This window comes from Ruegeria sp. F11 (assembly GCF_056533855.1).
Map to the genome: position 1 here is coordinate 47,543 of NZ_JBQFOW010000015.1, position 15,739 is coordinate 63,281.

The 15,739-nt window shown below is 61.2% G+C and carries 14 protein-coding genes; 6 read left to right on the top strand and 8 right to left on the bottom strand.

The window, feature by feature from the left end:
- Position 1: 1 nt before the first annotated feature.
- The 3 genes from ACR0NJ_RS18280 to ACR0NJ_RS18290 are packed head-to-tail and all read right to left on the bottom strand — an operon-like array spanning position 2 to position 3,602.
- Positions 2-1,609, bottom strand: a complete 1,608-nt coding sequence (locus tag ACR0NJ_RS18280) for a carboxyl transferase domain-containing protein (protein ID WP_480818532.1) — start codon at positions 1,607-1,609, stop codon at positions 2-4.
- On the bottom strand, positions 1,606-2,151 hold the full coding sequence (locus ACR0NJ_RS18285) for a hypothetical protein (RefSeq protein WP_480818533.1): 546 nt from the start codon (positions 2,149-2,151) through the stop codon (positions 1,606-1,608). Before ACR0NJ_RS18285 ends, ACR0NJ_RS18280 begins: the two co-directional genes overlap by 4 nt.
- Entirely contained in the window at positions 2,151-3,602 is a 1,452-nt protein-coding gene (locus tag ACR0NJ_RS18290) for an AMP-binding protein (RefSeq protein WP_480818534.1), read from the bottom strand. Before ACR0NJ_RS18290 ends, ACR0NJ_RS18285 begins: the two co-directional genes overlap by 1 nt.
- 205 nt (positions 3,603-3,807) lie before the next feature.
- Between ACR0NJ_RS18290 and ACR0NJ_RS18295 the strand changes: the two genes are divergently transcribed.
- Positions 3,808-4,410 (top strand): OmpW/AlkL family protein, encoded by a 603-nt coding sequence (locus ACR0NJ_RS18295; RefSeq protein WP_480818554.1) that lies wholly within the window; start codon positions 3,808-3,810, stop codon positions 4,408-4,410.
- Positions 4,411-4,462: 52 nt separating this feature from the next.
- Here the strand turns inward: ACR0NJ_RS18295 and ACR0NJ_RS18300 are convergent, their stop codons facing one another.
- The 3 genes from ACR0NJ_RS18300 to ACR0NJ_RS18310 form a co-directional block, all read right to left on the bottom strand.
- On the bottom strand, positions 4,463-5,626 hold the full coding sequence (locus ACR0NJ_RS18300; protein ID WP_480818535.1) for an isovaleryl-CoA dehydrogenase: 1,164 nt from the start codon (positions 5,624-5,626) through the stop codon (positions 4,463-4,465).
- 155 nt (positions 5,627-5,781) lie between these two features.
- Positions 5,782-6,972, bottom strand: a complete 1,191-nt coding sequence (locus tag ACR0NJ_RS18305; RefSeq protein WP_480818536.1) for a DegT/DnrJ/EryC1/StrS family aminotransferase — start codon at positions 6,970-6,972, stop codon at positions 5,782-5,784.
- Between the two features lie 39 nt (positions 6,973-7,011).
- On the bottom strand, positions 7,012-7,683 hold the full coding sequence (locus ACR0NJ_RS18310; protein ID WP_480818537.1) for an HAD-IA family hydrolase: 672 nt from the start codon (positions 7,681-7,683) through the stop codon (positions 7,012-7,014).
- 134 nt (positions 7,684-7,817) lie between these two features.
- On the opposite strand from ACR0NJ_RS18310, the gene glmU reads away from it, so the two are divergent.
- Genes glmU through ACR0NJ_RS18325 form a run of 3 tightly spaced genes read left to right on the top strand, consistent with a single transcriptional unit; the run spans position 7,818 to position 11,689 of the window.
- The gene (glmU, locus tag ACR0NJ_RS18315) at positions 7,818-9,170 is read left to right on the top strand and encodes a bifunctional UDP-N-acetylglucosamine diphosphorylase/glucosamine-1-phosphate N-acetyltransferase GlmU (RefSeq protein WP_480818538.1); all 1,353 of its coding nucleotides are present in this window, start codon (positions 7,818-7,820) and stop codon (positions 9,168-9,170) included.
- Between the two features lie 5 nt (positions 9,171-9,175).
- Positions 9,176-10,999, top strand: a complete 1,824-nt coding sequence (glmS, locus tag ACR0NJ_RS18320; RefSeq protein WP_480818539.1) for a glutamine--fructose-6-phosphate transaminase (isomerizing) — start codon at positions 9,176-9,178, stop codon at positions 10,997-10,999.
- A 6-nt stretch (positions 11,000-11,005) separates the two neighbouring features.
- Positions 11,006-11,689, top strand: coding sequence for a DNA alkylation repair protein (locus ACR0NJ_RS18325; protein ID WP_480818540.1), 684 nt, complete (start codon positions 11,006-11,008; stop codon positions 11,687-11,689).
- Here the strand turns inward: ACR0NJ_RS18325 and ACR0NJ_RS18330 are convergent.
- Positions 11,677-12,090, bottom strand: a complete 414-nt coding sequence (locus ACR0NJ_RS18330) for a hypothetical protein (RefSeq protein ID WP_480818541.1) — start codon at positions 12,088-12,090, stop codon at positions 11,677-11,679. The genes ACR0NJ_RS18325 and ACR0NJ_RS18330 overlap by 13 nt on opposite strands.
- A 90-nt stretch (positions 12,091-12,180) precedes the next feature.
- Between ACR0NJ_RS18330 and moaA the strand changes: the two genes are divergently transcribed.
- A complete protein-coding gene (gene moaA, locus ACR0NJ_RS18335) occupies positions 12,181-13,188 on the top strand; it encodes a GTP 3',8-cyclase MoaA (RefSeq protein ID WP_480818542.1) in 1,008 nt (335 codons plus the stop codon).
- Position 13,189: 1 nt separating this feature from the next.
- Positions 13,190-14,518: a 3-deoxy-D-manno-octulosonic acid transferase gene (locus tag ACR0NJ_RS18340; protein WP_480818543.1), complete on the top strand. Its 1,329-nt coding sequence runs from the start codon at positions 13,190-13,192 to the stop codon at positions 14,516-14,518.
- A 45-nt stretch (positions 14,519-14,563) separates the two neighbouring features.
- On the opposite strand, the gene ACR0NJ_RS18345 is transcribed toward ACR0NJ_RS18340, so the two are convergent.
- The gene (locus ACR0NJ_RS18345) at positions 14,564-15,727 is read right to left on the bottom strand and encodes a M20 aminoacylase family protein (protein WP_480818544.1); all 1,164 of its coding nucleotides are present in this window, start codon (positions 15,725-15,727) and stop codon (positions 14,564-14,566) included.
- Between the last annotated feature and the right edge of the window lie 12 nt (positions 15,728-15,739).

A 15,739-nucleotide genomic window follows, 5' to 3' on the forward strand; every position in this document is an offset into this window, starting at 1 on the left:
CTTACATCCTGAACACGCCGAAACGTGTCTCCTCGATCGGGGCATTCAGCGCTGCGCTCAGCGACAGGGCCAGCACATCGCGCGACTTGCGTGGGTCGATGATGCCATCGTCCCACAACCGCGCCGAGGCATAGAGCGGATGCGATTGTTCCTCGAACATCTCCAGCGTCGGGCGTTTGAACTCGGCCTCTTCCTCGGCCGACCATGTGCCACCTTGCCGTTCGATCCCGTCGCGCTTGACGGTGGCCAGAACGCCTGCGGCCTGCTCTCCGCCCATCACAGAAATCCGCGAATTGGGCCAGGTCCACAGGAACCGAGGCTGATACGCCCGCCCCGCCATGCCGTAGTTGCCAGCCCCGAAGGAACCACCCACCAGCATGGTGATCTTCGGCACCGAGGTCGTCGCCACGGCTGTCACCATCTTCGCCCCATGCCGCGCGATTCCTTCGTTTTCGTATTTGCGGCCCACCATGAACCCGGTGATATTCTGCAGGAACACAAGCGGCGTCTTGCGCTGCGAACACAGTTCGACAAAATGCGCACCCTTCTGCGCCGCCTCGGAAAACAGCACACCGTTGTTGGCGATGATCCCGACCGGGCAGCCTTTAATTTGGGCGAAGCCGGTCACCAGCGTCTCGCCAAAGCGCGGCTTGAATTCATCGAACCGAGAGCCGTCGACCAGTCGCGCAATCACCTCGCGAATGTCGTAGGGCGTGCGCAGGTCGGCGGGAACAACGCCGAGGATTTCCTCGGGGTCGTAAGCCGGGTCCTCGGGCGTCTCGAACTGTAGGCCGGGCTTCAGCCCGGCACCGCCCAAAGACCCAACGGCCCGACGCGCCAAGGCCAGCGCGTGGGTGTCATCCTCGGCCAGATAATCGGCCACACCGGACAGACGCGTGTGCACGTCGCCACCGCCCAGATCTTCGGCGCTGACCACTTCTCCGGTCGCGGCCTTGACCAGAGGTGGTCCGGCCAGAAAGATCGTCCCCTGCTCTTTCACAATGATCGTCACATCCGACATCGCAGGCACATAGGCCCCGCCCGCCGTGCACGACCCCATCACGACGGCAATCTGAGCAATCCCCTTCGCGCTCATCCGCGCCTGATTGTAGAAGATGCGGCCAAAGTGGTCGCGGTCGGGAAAGACCTCATCCTGATTGGGCAGGTTCGCGCCGCCGCTATCGACCAGATAGATGCAGGGTAGATGGTTTTCCTCGGCAATCTCCTGCGCACGGAGGTGTTTCTTGACGGTCATCGGATAATAGGTGCCGCCCTTCACCGTGGCGTCGTTGCAGACCACCATGACCTCGCGCCCCTGCACCCGGCCAATGCCTGCGATCACCCCAGCACAAGGCGCGGCATCGCCATACATCCCATGCGCCGCCGTCGCGCCGATTTCCAGAAACGGAGACCCTGGATCGAGCAGGTTCGCCACCCTGCGCCGAGGCAGCATCTTGCCCCGAGATACGTGCCGCGCACGGGATTTCTCGCCACCCCCCATGCGCGCGGCTTCGGCAGCGACGGAGATTTGCGCCAGCGCGTCGAGGTGGGCTGCGCGGTTGGTTTTGAAGCCCTCAGAGGCGGGCATGGCTTTAGATTTGAGTTTCATGCTTTGGCCTCCGACACACCGAAACCTGAATAGAAAAACCAACAACCGAGAAGAAAAATTGCGAAGCTAATTATGCCCAAAATATGGGGGACCACCCAAGTCCACCATACTCTGCGGTTTTTTCGAACAATCTCTGCTTCGTAGTCTCTGGTATCTTCCGCGCCTTCAGTGCGGGACGGCAAATACGCCTTAATGATAGAATGCTGATCACGAGAGTGGGCCAATTCTTGAGCCTCGTATAAAAGTGTCCAGTTCAGATGGATCAAGTAAGTGCAAACCAGTGAAGCGAGAAGGCAAAATGCGAAACAAGTTCCCGCTAAAATTGCCATTCGCTCATCGTAGCTTGAAGAGAGCTTTGCCAACGCGGGCAGCGCCACAAGAGCGCCCCCAGAAATCAGCATGAAGTTCTTTACTGCCAGAATTCCGTACTCATATCCGCGTTCCGAATAAGATCGCAGATACTCTCCGTGAAAATCATTATTCCTTTGCCTTGCAGCTTCATATCCTTGCCAGTCGTCGACTGGTTTTCCATCCTCAGTCATCACAGCTCCCCCGCCGCCCGCGCCTTCAGTTCCTTCCGAATAACCTTCTCCGTCACCGTCATCGGCAGTTCGTCCAAAAACGCCACCTCACGCGGATAGGAATACTGCGCCAGACGGTCCTTGACCCACTCCTGCAACTCCGCGCCCGTCGCTTCGGCCCCAGGCTTCAACACCACGTACGCCTTCACAATTTCGGTCCGTAGGGGGTCAGGCTTGCCGACCACACCCACCGTCGCGACCGCCGGATGGGTCAGCAGGCAATCCTCAATCTCGGCCGGGCCGATGCGGTATCCGGCAGACGTAATCACATCGTCATCCCGACCCACGAAGCGCAGATAGTCGCCCTCCCACACCCCACGGTCGCCGGTGATCAGCCAGTCACCGCGGAACTTCTCGGCCGTCGCCTCGGGCCGGTTCCAGTATTCCAACAGCATCGAGGCCGAGCCGCGCCGGATGGCGACGTCGCCCTCTTCATCCGTCGGCTGACCATCGTCATCGATCACCGCCACCTCATGCCCCAGCACCGGTTTGCCGATGCAACCGGGGCGCGCCGGGAAATCCTCGGCGCAGGAGGACACGACCATGTTGCATTCGGTCTGACCGTAGAATTCGTTGATCGTCAGGCCGAACGCCTGCCGCCCCCAAGACAGCATCTCGGCCCCCAGAGGCTCACCCCCGGACGCGACCGAACGCAGGCCGGGGATGGCCTGATCCGCCGCCTTCAGCATCCGCAGCGCGGTTGGCGGGAAAAACACATTCCGCACGCCGCCACGCGCCACGACGTCAGCGCAAGCCTCGGGCGAGAATTTCTCAAGCCGCGCCGCGACCACGGGGATGCCCAGCGCCAGACCGGGCATCAGCACGTCAAACAGCCCTCCGATCCAAGCCCAGTCGGCGGGGGTCCACAGGCGATCGCCCGGACGCAGATGGTTGTGGCTGATCGAAACACCCGGCAGATGCCCGGTCAGAACCCGGTGCCCATGCAGCGCGCCCTTGGGGCTGCCCGTGGTGCCCGAGGTATAGATCAGCACCGCCGGATCCTCGGGCCCGGTCTCGGCAAAGGGCACCGCCGCGCCGTCTTCACCGATTTCATCCACGATCAGCGGCTGGGCCAGCCCCTCCAGCAAGGCCGCGCCCTCGGCATCGGTCAGCACCAGCCGCGCGCCCGCGTCACCGACACGCGAGGCCAGCGCATCATGCTTGAACAGCTTGAACAAAGGCACCGAGATCGCGCCGATCTTCCAGATCGCCAGATGCGCCGCCGCGCACCATGGGGACTGGCTGAGCAGCACACCGATCCGATCCCCCGGCTGGGCTTTGTCCTGCAGAACACGGACAATACCGTCCACCATCCGGGTGAGCTCTGCGTAAGTCACGCGGCGCTCCGCATCCCCGGTCAGATCAATCAGCGCCACCTTGTCAGGCGCGTGATCCAGGCATTGCCGAGCCATATTCAGCCGGTCCGGAACGTCCCAGCTGCCATCAGGGCGCAAACCCGGTATGCGTCTAGCGCTTAGCACGACGGGTTTCCCTTGTTTTCCAGACACTTCCGGATGAGACCACGTCCAGGCACCTGACGCAAAATTGATGCAAATCAGGGTTTGACCGCTCCACCCCTGCGACTTCAGGGACATCAACAGAAGCAAAGGCATGAATATGACCAAGCAACTCGCCGCTTTGACCCTGTCCGCCGCTTTGGCCGCACTGGCTGCACCTGCATTCGCCCAATCGCAGGGTGACTGGACCGTTGGTGTCGGTGTCGGCTATCTGGAGCCCAAATCCGACAACGGAACGCTGAACAATGGCCTCAGCGTCGAAGTCGACTCGGATACCCGCCCGATCTTCACCGTCGAATACTTCGTTCGCGACAACCTCGGGATCGAACTGCTGGCCTCGACCCCGTATACACATGACATCACGCTGGGTGGCAGCGTTGACGCGGGCAGCGTCGACCACCTGCCGCCGACCCTGTCGCTGAACTATCACTTCCCGACGAACAGCGCGTGGAAGCCCTATGTCGGTGCAGGTATCAACTACACCATCTTCTTCGACGAAGAACTGCCGGGGCTGGAACTGGAAAACTCCGTTGGCATCGCACTGCAGGCCGGTCTGGACTATCAGGTCACCGACAACGGCGCTGTACGCCTGAACGTCCGCTGGTTCGACATTGACTCGGACGTCAAGCTGAACGGTGCCGATCTTGGCACTGCCGAAATTGATCCGTGGCTGGTCGGCGTATCCTACGTCCATCGCTTCTGATCCTTCGCCTTGAACGCCCCACAGGTTTTCCTCGACCGCGGGGCGTTTTTCGTCAGAGCATTTCGCTCATCAGTTCCCGACCGATCAGCATCCGGCGAATCTCGCTGGTGCCTGCGCCGATTTCCATCAGCTTGGCATCGCGGAAGATGCGGCTGACCGGAGCATCGGCCAGAAACCCGGCCCCACCCATCGCCTGCACCGCCTGATGCGCCTGCGTCATCGCCGCCTCTGAAGCATAGAGACAGCACGCCGCCGCATCCTGACGGGTGACATCGCCCCGGTCGCAGGCCTTGGCGACCTCATAGACATAAGCGCGCGCCGAGTTCATGGCGGTGTACATATCGGCGATCTTGCCCTGCATCAGTTGGAAATTACCGATGGGCTGCCCGAACTGCTTGCGTTCGGCCAGATACGGCATGACCTCATCCAGACAGGCGGCCATGATACCGGTGCCGATCCCGGCCAGAACCACGCGTTCGTAATCCAGCCCTGACATCAGAACGGCAACGCCTTTGCCCTCTTCCCCAAGCACGTTTTCGAACGGCACTTCGACATCTTCGAATATCAGTTCGGCGGTGTTCGACCCCCGCATACCCAGCTTGTCGAAATGGGGTGAGGTGGAAAAACCCTTCATCTCCTTCTCGATCAGAAACGCCGTGATCCCGCGCGACCCGGCGTCCGGGTCGGTCTTGGCATAAACCACCAGGGTGTCGGCGTCCGGCCCATTGGTGATCCAGTATTTGTTGCCGTTCAGGCGATAGTGATCGTTCCGCTTTTCCGCCCTTAGCTTCATCGACACCACGTCGGACCCAGCCGAGGCTTCGGACATCGCCAAAGCCCCAACATGCTCACCCGAGATCAGACGCGGAAGATATTTCGCCTTCTGCTCGGGCGTGCCGTTCAGCTTGATCTGGTTCACGCAGAGGTTCGAATGCGCCCCATAGGACAAGGATACCGAGGCCGAGGCCCGCGCCACTTCCTCAACCGCAATTGTGTGGGCCAAATAGGACATGCCCGCGCCGCCGTATTCTTCCGGCACCGTGACGCCCAGCAGACCCAGATCGCCCATCTCGCGCCAAAGCTCATTGGGAAACGCGTTGGACTTGTCGACCTCCGCCGCCATCGGCTTGACGCGTTCCTGAGCCCAGCGGTGCACCATCTCGCGCAACGCGTTCACGTCTTCTCCAAGATCGAATTGCATCACCGCCGTGAACATCCGCGCCTCCCTCTCCGGCATTAATGAACAAGTGTTCAATAACTAGATATCAGCGCAAACCGAGTCGGTCAATGAGCGTTACAAAATCGAAAAAAACCGCCCCGAAAGGGCGGCTTTTGCTCATAAAGCGTGCGCCGCAGGCGCACTCCGCTGGACTACGACTGATAGACCGCACCCACCTCGGCGCGAATGATCCGGGCGATCAGGCGGCAATCCTCAAGCGAAAAGGTCAGCGGTACCCGCATATCCATGATCGCCGTCAGAATCCGGTCGCTTGCGGGCATAGGCGCGCTGTCCGCGTAACGCCAACTGTCGTAACGCGAGGTGAACCCGGCAGGCTCGGCCCCGCCGAACCATTTCAACTCGACACCACGGGCCGCGCAGCGTTTGATCACATCGCCGACCCGCTCAGGCGACCAGTCCAGCAGCAGGAACTGGATGGATGAGCCGACAAAAGTCTCCGCCTCGGGCCGCGCCACGACCGTCAGGCCGGGCGTGTCGCGCAGCCCCTGTTCGATCTCAGCATACCGCTCGTTCCAGCGCGCAACCTGCCGGTCCAGATCGCGCAGTTGAGGGCGCAGGATTGCCGCCCGCAGGTTGTCCATGCGCCCCGAGACATTCGGTGTGGTGTATTTGATCCGCTCGAATACCTCTGGCCCCGGAGCGGCCAGATGGCGCTCGTACAACATGTACGACCCGGACAACATCGTCGCCTTCGCCGCCAGTTCCTCGTCATCGGTGATCAACAGACCACCCTCACCCGAGTTGACGTGTTTGTAGGTCTGGCAGGAATAGCACCCGATAGCTCCCTGCCGCCCGGACAATTGCCCACGCCACGCAGCGCCCATCGTGTGGGCGCAATCCTCGATCGCGGTCACGCCGGCGGCATCACAGATCTGCATCAGTCGGTCCATGTCGCAGAGATGCCCACGCATATGGCTCAACATCAGAACGCGCGCCTGATCCAGCTTGGCCTCCAGATCGTCCAGATCAATGGTCAGGCTTTCCGTCACCCCGACAAAGACCGGCTTGGCCCCGACCGAGGCGATGGCCCCAGGAACCGGAGCCAGCGTAAAGGCGTTGGTCAGAACAGGCTCACCCGGCTGCACTCCGACGGCCCGCAATGCGGTGGCCAGCGCATAACCCCCAGACGACACCGCCAGACAGTATTTCGCGCCCATCTGGGCGGCAAATTCTTGCTCCAGCAATGCGGTTTCGCCCAACTCCCCAGGAGCCACGTTATAGCGATGCAGCCGTCCGTGGCGCATCACGGCCAAAGCGGCCTCGATTGCCTCGTCGGGGATAGGTTCCTGTTGGGTGAAACTGCCAGTGAATGTCTCAGTCATAGGCCCGTTCTGAGGCCCAACCCCGTCCGGGTCAAGAGATCATGCAGCCGCACCGATCAGCCCGGTGATCATATCTGGCAGATCATCGAAGTGATGCAACAGCGCCTCAGGCTCCAGCGCAGCCATGTCAGCGCCCGACGGGCCAAATGTCACCAGCACCGAGGGCACACCCGCCGCGCGGGCCGTATTGCGGTCAGTATCGGAATCGCCGATCAGCACGCACAGGTCCGGGTGCCCCCCGGCACGACGCGCGGCCTCGCGCAGCGGTTCGGGATCGGGCTTGCGCACAGGCAACGTGTCTGCCCCAACCAGCGACGCAAACTGATCGCGCACGCCCATCTGTGTCAGCAATTGATCGGCCAGCGCCTCGGGCTTGTTAGTGCAAATCCCCACTCCGTAACCGGCGGATTTCAAAGCCTCAACCGCACTCAGCGCGCCGGGGTAGAATTCTGTGTGGGTGTCGATGGCCTGTGAATAGGCCTCCAGAAGCATCGGATAATAGGACAGCACAGTCTGCTCATCATAGTCACCGACCCGCTTCAACCCATGCGTCAACATCATCCGCCCGCCGCGCAAGGCGACCGCAGCATCCTGCCCGTGGACCAGCACATCTCCATGCCCCATATGGCGGAAACAATGGTTCGCGGCCTCAAGCAAATCGCCGGATGTGTCCGCCAATGTGCCGTCCAGATCGAAGATGACCGTGCGCATTTTGCCTCCTTGCTCGGCAGGTTCCCGCCAAAAGATGTTGCAAACGGCAATCTTGTTTGATGCCCGAACCGCTTGCGCCTTTGCCCCCAGCGGATAAAACGGACGGCAACAAAACACAAAGAGAAAACGATTTCATGACCACTGCCCTTGTCATCCTTGCCGCCGGAAAAGGCACCAGGATGAATTCGGATATCCCAAAAGTCCTGCATCCTATCGCCCAGGCCCCGATGCTGGTCCACGCGATGCGCGCCGGTTCCGTCCTGTCGCCCGAGCGCACCGTAATCGTCACCGGTCATGGGTCCGAAGCGGTGGCGAAGGTCGCAGAGGCCGAAGACGAAACTGCGCAAATCGCGGTGCAGGAGGAACAACTGGGAACCGCCCACGCGGTTGCCCAAGCGCGGGATTCGCTGGAGGGGTTCGAGGGCGATGTCGTTGTCCTTTACGGCGACACGCCTTTTCTGCAGCCCGACACGCTGGAACGGATGATCGAGGCGCGGGCCGAGAACGATCTGGTCATCCTGGGGTTCGAGGCCGCCGATCCTGCTCGGTACGGTCGTCTAGTGATGAACGGCGACACGTTGGAACGGATCGTCGAATTCAAGGACGCTACAGATGAGCAACGCGCGATAATCCTTTGCAACTCTGGCCTTCTGGCCTGTGACGCGCAGGTGCTGATGTCGCTCATTGATGAGGTTGGAAATGACAACGCGTCTGGCGAGTATTACTTGCCTGACGTGGTTGAAATCGCCCGCAATCGGGGGCTGAACGTCACTGCCGTCGCCTGTGATGAGGCACAGACTTTGGGCGTGAATTCCCGCACCGATCTGGCTGCGGCGGATGCTGTTTTCCAGAACCGGGCGCGTGCAGAACTGCTGGACCTGGGCGTAACGCTGATGGACCCCGAAACGGTCTATCTGGCTGCGGACACCGTTATCGGTCGGGATACCGTGATCGAGCCCAATGTGGTCTTCGGCCCCGGCGTCACTGTCGAAAGCGGCGCAACGATCCGGGCGTTCTCGCATCTGGAAGGATGCCACGTCAGCCGGGGGGCCATTGTCGGCCCCTATGCCCGCTTGCGTCCGGGTGCGGAACTGGCGGAAAACGCGCGGATCGGCAATTTCGTGGAAATCAAAAATGCCGAAATAGCCGAAGGCGCAAAGGTCAATCACCTGAGCTATATCGGTGATGCCTCGGTCGGGGTTGCGACGAATATCGGGGCGGGAACGATCACCTGCAACTATGACGGCGTTATGAAACACCGCACGGTGATCGGGGACAAAGTCTTTATCGGGTCGAACACGATGTTGGTCGCGCCGGTGACGCTGGGTGACGGCGCGATGACGGCGACCGGAACTGTTGTGACCAAGGATGTTGATTCTGATGCGTTGGCCGTGGCGCGCGCCAAACAGGAAAACAAACCGGGCTATGCGCGCAAATTGTTTGATATGTTGAGGGCGAAAAAGGCTCGCCGCGACAAAGGAGCCTGAGAACCATGTGTGGAATTGTTGGTGTACTGGGGCAGCACGAGGCCGCCCCCATTCTGGTCGAGGCCCTGAAGCGGCTGGAGTATCGCGGCTATGACAGCGCCGGGATCGCAACCGTTAACGACGGCGCTCTGGGACGCAGACGGGCCGTTGGCAAGCTGGTAAACCTAAGCGACCTGCTCGTGCATGACCCGCTACCCGGAAAATCCGGGATCGGTCATACCCGCTGGGCCACCCACGGCGCACCCTCGGTCACCAACGCGCACCCGCACAAGGCGGGTCCCGTAGCCGTCGTGCACAACGGGATTGTCGAGAACTACCGTGAGCTGCGCGCCGAACTGGCCGAACACGGGGTTGGGTTTCAGACCGAAACGGACACTGAAACCGTCGCTCTGATGACCGAGCACTATATGATAACCGGCCTTTCGCCGGTCGAGGCCGCGTTCAAAACGCTCGACAAGTTGGAAGGGGCCTTTGCGCTGGCCTTCCTGTTCGACGGTCAGGACGATCTGATCGTGGCGGCGCGAAAGGGATCGCCTCTGGCCATCGGCCACGGTGACGGAGAAATGTACGTGGGCTCGGACGCTATCGCTCTGGCCCCGCTGACCAATCAGATCACTTACCTTGAAGAGGGCGACCGGGCCGTTCTGACTCGCACCTCACTGGAAATCCGCAACGAAGCGGGAGAGTTGGCCAACCGCGAGATGCGCAAGATCAAACTGGATCACGCACGCGCGGATAAGGGTGAGCACAAGCACTACATGGCCAAGGAAATCGCCGAGCAGCCCGTGGTGGTGGCCGAGGCGATCCGCTCTTACCTGCCGACCGGTGGCGACCGCGTGGTTCTGCCGGACAAAGATCTGGATTTCACCAAACTTGACCGCCTGACCATGGTGGCCTGCGGCACCGCATTTTATGCCTGCCTGACCGCGAAATACTGGTTCGAGCAACTGGCGAAAATGCCGGTCGAGGTCGATATCGCCAGCGAATTCCGCTATCGCGAACCTCCGATCACCGACCGGACGCTGGCCCTGTTCGTCAGCCAGTCGGGAGAGACCGCCGATACGCTGGCCGCGCTGCGCTATTGCGAGGGGAAGGCGGACAAGATCGTCTCGGTCGTCAATGTCCCCGAAAGCTCGATAGCGCGGGAAAGCGATATTGCTCTGCCGATCCATGCCGGGGTCGAGATTGGCGTTGCTTCGACCAAGGCCTTCACCTGCCAGCTGAGCGTGTTGTTGATGCTGGCCCTCAAGGCCGCTGCCGAGCGTGGCACGCTGACCGACGAAGAAATCGCCGATCACGCCGCCGCCCTGCGTGGCCTGCCCTCGGTCCTGAACGCGGCGCTGGATCAGAACCGCGCTATCCGCAAAGCCGCCCAGCGCCTGTCCGAGGCGCGTGATGTGCTGTTTCTGGGACGCGGCCTGATGTATCCGCTAGCAATGGAAGGCGCGCTGAAACTCAAGGAAATCAGCTATATCCATGCCGAAGGCTACGCCTCGGGCGAGTTGAAACACGGTCCCATCGCGCTGATCGACAAGCACATGCCGGTTGTCGTCATGGCCCCGCGCGATGCGGTCTTCGACAAGACGGTCTCGAACATGCAAGAGGTGATGGCGCGCAAGGGCAAAGTGATCCTTGTGTCAGACGATGACGGCATTGCCGAGGCCGAGGATGGCGTCTGGAGCACGATCCGCATGCCGCATATCCACACCAGCCTCGCCCCGATCCTGTATTCGGTCCCGGCGCAATTGCTGGCCTATCACACGGCGGTCGCGAAGGGCACGGATGTGGACCAACCCCGTAATCTGGCGAAATCCGTGACGGTCGAGTGAGCCGCCGTGCAGGCCTATCTGGATCAGATCAAAGCCCATGCCGACGCTGAGCGCGCCGAGCAGGTGGCGGCCTATCACAAGGTCGACCGCCCTTATCTGGGCGTCCCGAACCCGGTGCTGAACGATCTGACCAAGGCGTGGCGTCGGGACCTCGACATTGCTGACCGGGTGGCCCTCGCCGATGCGCTATGGCAGACCAACATCCACGAAGCCCGCGTGGCTGCAGCCAAACTGCTGACGCAGGCGCGGATCCGACCGGATGAGGCGGTCTGGGACATGCTGCAAAGCTGGCTGCCGGATTTCGACGCCTGGGCCGTGGCCGATCACGCCTGCATGGCGATGCAAAAGCGGCTGTCAGCCGATCCGGCGCGTCTGGATCAGGTCGAACAGTGGACGGAGTCCGATCACATGTGGACCCGCCGCGCCGCGCTGGTGGCCACCCTGCCCTGGACCAAGCAAAACCACCCCAAGCCGGACGATCTGCAGCGGCGTGACCGTATTTTGGGTTGGGCCGCAGGCTATGTCCCCGACCGTGACTGGTTCATTCAGAAAGCCATCGCTTGGTGGCTGCGCGAACTGTCCAAGCACGACCCCGCGCGCGTGATTGCTTTTCTGGAAGAACACGGAGACGCCATGAAGCCCTTCGCCCGCCGCGAAGCCGGGAAATACCTGAAGGATCAGTTGGCGTAGACCTCAACCTCGACCAATTCATCGAACGGCACCAGCAACGCCCGCATCGCGTCCAGCGACAGCCGGCTGCCGCCCCCCTCGGGGCCCGGTTCGGGAACCAGAGTGATATAGGCCTGCGCCCCGGTCCGCGGCACCACCACCCGCGCCGTCACTTCCGCATCCACAAGCGGCGTCCGCATCCAGCGGCCCGGTGTCGTCGGATCGCCCAAGCTGGCAACGGTCGTCTTGGCCCCGACCCAATTCGCCGTCGCGACCGGAGTTTCGGTGTAAACCGTGCTTTCGGCCTCAACCTGCGTTTCCTCGACCACAGCCTCATCGCCACCAAACACGCGATCCGTTGTAGACCGCACAGCATCACACCCGGTCAGGAAAACCGACACAACTACAAGCGCATATCTCATACCCGAAACCTACCGCCCTGTGCGCATCTGTACCAGCCCTAAGCGCAGTTCGCCCTTGCCGCAGAAGGGTTCCAGCTTTACCTATGTCGCATGACAGCTCCGCTTATCGACCCGTTCGCCCGCGCCATCACCTATCTCCGCGCCTCCGTCACAGACCGCTGTGATTTCCGCTGTGTCTATTGCATGTCCGAGGATATGAAGTTCCTTCCCAAAAAGGATCTGCTGACACTGGAAGAGCTGGACCGGATGTGTTCGACCTTTGTGAAGATGGGTGTTGAAAAGCTCCGGATCACCGGCGGAGAGCCTCTGGTGCGCCGCAATATCATGACGTTTTTCAACGCAATGACCCGGCATCTGGACAGCGGCGCGCTGAAAGAACTCACGCTGACAACCAATGGCTCGCAGCTTCATCGGTTCTCCGAAGACCTGTACGCCGCAGGGGTGCGACGGGTGAACGTGTCGCTGGACACGTTGGATGACAACAAGTTCAGCCAGATCACCCGCTGGGGTCGCCTGAAACAGGTTCTGAACGGCATCGATGCGGCGCAAAAGGCCGGGCTTCGGATCAAGATCAATGCCGTCGCCCTGAAAGGCTTCAACGAGGAAGAGCTTCCGCATATCACCCGCTGGTGCGCCGAACGCGACATGGACCTGACCTGGATCGAGGTCATGCCCATGGGCGATATCGGCAACGAGGATCGACTGGATCAATACTGGTCTCTCGAAGACGTGCGGACCGAGTATGAAAAACACTATACCGTGACCGATCTGGCCGAACGCACCGGCGGCCCCGCGCGCTATGTTCGGCTTGAAGAGACGGGCCAAAAGATTGGCTTCATCACGCCGCTGTCTCATAACTTCTGCGAAAGCTGCAACCGGGTGCGCCTGACGTGTACGGGTGAGCTGTTTATGTGCCTGGGTCAGGAAGACATGGCGGACCTGCGCGGCGCCCTGCGTGACCATCCCGAGACGGAACAACCGCTCGAAGATGCGATCCGCGCCGCAATCAACCTCAAGCCCAAGGGCCACGACTTCGACTATTCCCGTCAGGGCGTTGACGGCAAAATGAGTCGGCACATGAGTCACACGGGCGGCTAAGATGCCGGACCGACAAGGTCACCCGACGCTGCTCTACCATCTGTATTGCGGCCTGACGGCTCTGGCCACACCGTTGGCATGGCGCACCGTTCGAAACAAGCTGCTGGCCGCGGGGGTATCGACCGAACGCCAGAGGGAAAGACTCGGCCACGCCACCGCACCGCGGCCTAATGGGCAGTTGATCTGGTTCCACGCCGCCAGCGTCGGCGAAAGCCTGTCGGTGCTGAGCCTGATCAAACGGCTGGGTGATCGCCTGCCGAAGGCCGAATTTCTGATCACCTCGGGCACGCCGACGTCAGCTAAGCTGATCGAAAAACGCCTGCCGCCCCGAACGCGCCACCAATATCCGCCGTTGGATTCTGCCGCGCCGGTGCAGCGGTTTCTGGACCATTGGAAACCGGACGCCGGAATATTCGTCGAAAGCGAGATCTGGCCGCAACTGATCGTCGAAAGCGACAAGCGCGGTGTGCCGCTGGCCCTGCTGAACGCCCGCCTTTCCGACAAATCCGTCACAGGTTGGAAGAAACGCCCAAGAACTGCACGCTTCATTCTGGACCGCTTCCGCCTGTTCCTGACCCAGAACGACAAAACCGTCGCAAATCTTGTGGCCATGGGCGCGCGCGCCGAGCGCGTCAAACCCGGCACCAACCTCAAGGCGATGTCCGACCCCTTGCCGGTGAATCAGGCCACGCTCGACGACATCCGTACGCAGATCGGCGACAGGCCGGTCTGGATCGCCAGTTCCACCCACGCGGGCGAGGAGGAGACCGTTCTAACAGCACATAGCAAGCTGCTGGAACGCTGGCCCGACCTGCTGCTACTGCTGATCCCCCGCCATCCCGAACGGCGCGGAGAAATCACCGCGCTGTTGAAAAAGGCCAAACTGACCACGGCCTTCCGTTCCGAAGACCACAAAATCACGCCAGACACCCAAGTCTACGTCGCCGACACGCTGGGCGAAACCGGCACCTGGTACGCGCTGTGCCCGATTGTCTTTCTCGGTGGTTCGCTGAAGGAAATCGGCGGCCACAACCCGTTCGAACCCGCGCAGGCCGGGGCTGCCGTCATCACCGGCACAGGCTACTTCAACTTCGCCGAAACCTTCGCCCCCCTCATCGCGACCGGAGGCGCGACCGAGGTCCGCACAGCGCAAGACCTCGCAGAGACCGTCCAAACCTGGCTATCAGACGACACAGCCCTCAACCAGGCCCGCAACGCGGCTCGCGCCTGCGTCAACACTCAAAAAGACGCACTCAAAACGGTAATCACCACCCTCTGCACATCGCTCGACCTCAGCGATCCAACGCACGATCCAACTTCATCTGTCTAAAAATATCCCGGGGGTTTGGGGGCAGAGCCCCCATTTACCCTACGATCAAGCCGCTGGCATCCGCTGTTCCACAATCTCAGCCCACCAGCTGCACCCCGCTGGAATCGCCTCGTCGTTAAAGTTGTACTCGGGATGATGAACCATGGCCGTGTCGCCATTGCCAACAAGAATATAGGCCCCCGGACGTTCTTCCAGCATAAAGGCGAAATCCTCGCCGCCCATGACCAGTGGCGCCTCTTCGCAGTCACCAGAGACCGACCGGGCCACCCCCGCCGCAAACTCGGTCTGCTCGTCGCTGTTCACCATAACCGGATAACCGCGAATATACCTGACGTCCGCCGTGCCGCCGAAAGTCGCGGCAACCCCGTTGCAGATCTCGTTAATCCGCTGCTCAGCCAGATCGCGCATCTCCTTGCTCATGGTGCGCACAGTGCCTTTGATCTGCACCGTCTGCGGGATCACGTTGAACGCCTTCGAGGATGTCTCAAACGACGTCACCGACACCACCACCTGATCAATCGGATCAGCATTGCGCGAGGCGATGGTTTGCAGCGCCAGTACCGCCTGCGCGGTCATCACCGTGGTATCCACCGTCTCATGCGGTTTCGCCGCATGGCCGCCGCGCCCTTCGAACGTGATGTCAAACTGATCGGTCGCGGCAAAGAACGAGCCCGGACGGATCGAGAAGCTGCCCACCGGTTTACCCGGCCAGTTGTGCATCCCATAGACCTCTTGAATACCCCAGCGGTCCATCATGCCGTCTTCACACATCTCGCGCCCACCGCCGCCGCCCTCTTCTGCAGGCTGGAAAATCACCACAACCGTGCCATCAAAATTACGGGTCTCGGACAGGTATTTCGCCGCCCCCAACAGCATCGCCGTATGACCGTCATGCCCACAGGCATGCATGGCTCCGTCGGTTTTCGAGGCATAGTCCAACCCGGTCGCTTCATGGATGGGCAGCGCGTCCATATCCGCACGCAAGCCGATCACCTTGCCCTTGCTGTCCGACTTGCCGTTGATGACACCCACAACGCCGGTGCGACCGATACCGGTGACGACCTCATCGCAGCCGAACTCTTTCAGCTTCTCGGCAACAAGCGCGCTGGTGCGGTGGGTTTCAAACAGAATTTCAGGGTTCTCGTGCAGGTCCCGTCGCCACGTGGTGATTTCATCCTGCAACTCGGCAAAGCGGTTTTTGACTGGCATCTCTTCTCTCTC

What these genes read in the sequence shown, in the direction of transcription:
- ACR0NJ_RS18290 (WP_480818534.1), bottom strand. Translation starts at nt 3,602, where the DNA reads ATGGCTCGGCAATGCCTGGATCACGCGCCTGACAAGGTGGCGCTGATT.
- ACR0NJ_RS18340 (WP_480818543.1), top strand. Translation starts at nt 13,190, where the DNA reads ATGCCGGACCGACAAGGTCACCCGACGCTGCTCTACCATCTGTATTGC.
- ACR0NJ_RS18330 (WP_480818541.1), bottom strand. Translation starts at nt 12,090, where the DNA reads ATGAGATATGCGCTTGTAGTTGTGTCGGTTTTCCTGACCGGGTGTGAT.
- glmU (WP_480818538.1), top strand. Translation starts at nt 7,818, where the DNA reads ATGACCACTGCCCTTGTCATCCTTGCCGCCGGAAAAGGCACCAGGATG.
- ACR0NJ_RS18310 (WP_480818537.1), bottom strand. Translation starts at nt 7,683, where the DNA reads ATGCGCACGGTCATCTTCGATCTGGACGGCACATTGGCGGACACATCC.
- ACR0NJ_RS18280 (WP_480818532.1), bottom strand. Translation starts at nt 1,609, where the DNA reads ATGAAACTCAAATCTAAAGCCATGCCCGCCTCTGAGGGCTTCAAAACC.
- glmS (WP_480818539.1), top strand. Translation starts at nt 9,176, where the DNA reads ATGTGTGGAATTGTTGGTGTACTGGGGCAGCACGAGGCCGCCCCCATT.
- moaA (WP_480818542.1), top strand. Translation starts at nt 12,181, where the DNA reads ATGACAGCTCCGCTTATCGACCCGTTCGCCCGCGCCATCACCTATCTC.
- ACR0NJ_RS18295 (WP_480818554.1), top strand. Translation starts at nt 3,808, where the DNA reads ATGACCAAGCAACTCGCCGCTTTGACCCTGTCCGCCGCTTTGGCCGCA.
- ACR0NJ_RS18300 (WP_480818535.1), bottom strand. Translation starts at nt 5,626, where the DNA reads ATGTTCACGGCGGTGATGCAATTCGATCTTGGAGAAGACGTGAACGCG.
- ACR0NJ_RS18285 (WP_480818533.1), bottom strand. Translation starts at nt 2,151, where the DNA reads ATGACTGAGGATGGAAAACCAGTCGACGACTGGCAAGGATATGAAGCT.
- ACR0NJ_RS18305 (WP_480818536.1), bottom strand. Translation starts at nt 6,972, where the DNA reads ATGACTGAGACATTCACTGGCAGTTTCACCCAACAGGAACCTATCCCC.
- ACR0NJ_RS18345 (WP_480818544.1), bottom strand. Translation starts at nt 15,727, where the DNA reads ATGCCAGTCAAAAACCGCTTTGCCGAGTTGCAGGATGAAATCACCACG.